The organism is Methylobacterium sp. WL116, from assembly GCF_008039455.1.
Classification (GTDB): Bacteria; Pseudomonadota; Alphaproteobacteria; order Rhizobiales; family Beijerinckiaceae; genus Methylobacterium.
The window spans coordinates 1-1,281 of the sequence record NZ_VRUV01000847.1 but is presented as its reverse complement, the minus strand read 5'-3'; the positions used below and the strand labels follow the sequence as shown (position 1 = coordinate 1,281).

Sequence of the window (1,281 nt, the reverse complement as noted above, 5' to 3'; positions counted from 1 at the left end):
GGCGTCGCGGCGCGCCTCCGGCCGCCCGTTCCCTCACAACCCCAGCGCGCCGCCGTCCGAGCGCGGGTCGTGCGTCGCCTCGATCCGCCCGTTCCTGGCGTGGCGCACCAGCATGCCGGCGTGGCCGAGCGAGTCGATGTAGGCGCCGCCGAGCTCCTCGATCCGGTGGCCCATGCGCTCGAGGGCGCGGATGCAGGCCGGGTCGAAGCGGTCCTCGACCTTCACCGTCAGCGATTCCGCGCCCCAGGTGCGGCCGTAGAGCAGGCGCGGGGCGTCGACCGCGTCGGCGGGGCCGCGGCCGTAATCGGCGTAGCGGGTGAAGATCTGCGCCTGGAACTGCGGCTGGCCGTCGCCGCCCATCGAGCCGTAGGCCATCACCCGGCCGTCGTCGAAGCAGGCGAGCGCCGGGATCAGGGTGTGGAACGGGCGCCGTCCCGGCTCCAGCGGGTTCACGGCGTCGGCGTCGAGCGAGAACGACGTGCCGCGGTTCTGCCAGTGGATGCCGGTCTTCGGCAGCACGCAGCCCGAGCCGTATTCCCAGTAGATCGACTGGATGTAGGACACGGCCAGGCCGTCGGCGTCGATCGCGCCCATCCACACGGTGTCGCCCTCGCCGGGGTTCCGCAGCGGGATCGCGGCGGCGCGCGCCATGTCCACCTGCGCCGCCTCGCGGGCGAGGCTTTCGGGCGTGAGGTAGGTCGCCGGGTCCGAGGTCAGGCGGTCGTGGTCGGTCACCACCCGGTCGCGGATCGCGAAGGCGCGCTTCGTCGCCTCGATCAGCCCGTGGTAATGCGCCGTGGTCTCCGCCTGGCGGATGTCGAGGCGGTCGACGATGCCGAGGATCAGCAGCGCCGCCAGGCCCTGCGTCGGCGGCGGGAAGTTGTAGAGCGTCGCGTCGCGGCGGCGGATCGAGAGCGGCGCGCGCTCGCGCGGCTGGTAGGCCTTCAGGTCGGCCCGCGTCACCGGCGCGCCGAGGCGCTCGAGGTCGGCGGCGATCTCGCGGCCGACGTCGCCGCGGTAGAAGTCGTCGAGCCCGGCATGGGCGAGCTGCTCCAGGGTCGCGGCCAGCGCCGGCAACCTCCGCACGTCGCCCACCGGCCACGGCTTGCCCGCCTTGAGGAACGTCGCGGAAAAGTTCGGGGCGTCGTGGAGGGTGTCGAGCTCCTTCGGCACGTAGCGCCCCTCCGAGGGCGAGACCGGGCAGCCCTCGCGGGCGTGGCGGATCGCGTCGGCGAGCAGCGTCTCCAGCGGCAGCCTGCCGCCGAGCGCCCGCGACAGCTC

Annotated in this window: 1 protein-coding gene; it reads right to left on the bottom strand. The window is 74.0% G+C overall.

What is annotated here, in order from left to right:
* Positions 1-33: 33 nt before the first annotated feature.
* Positions 34-1,281 (bottom strand): gamma-glutamyltransferase (locus tag FV223_RS27875; protein WP_147729905.1); only part of this gene is annotated, 1,248 nt, incomplete at its 5' end.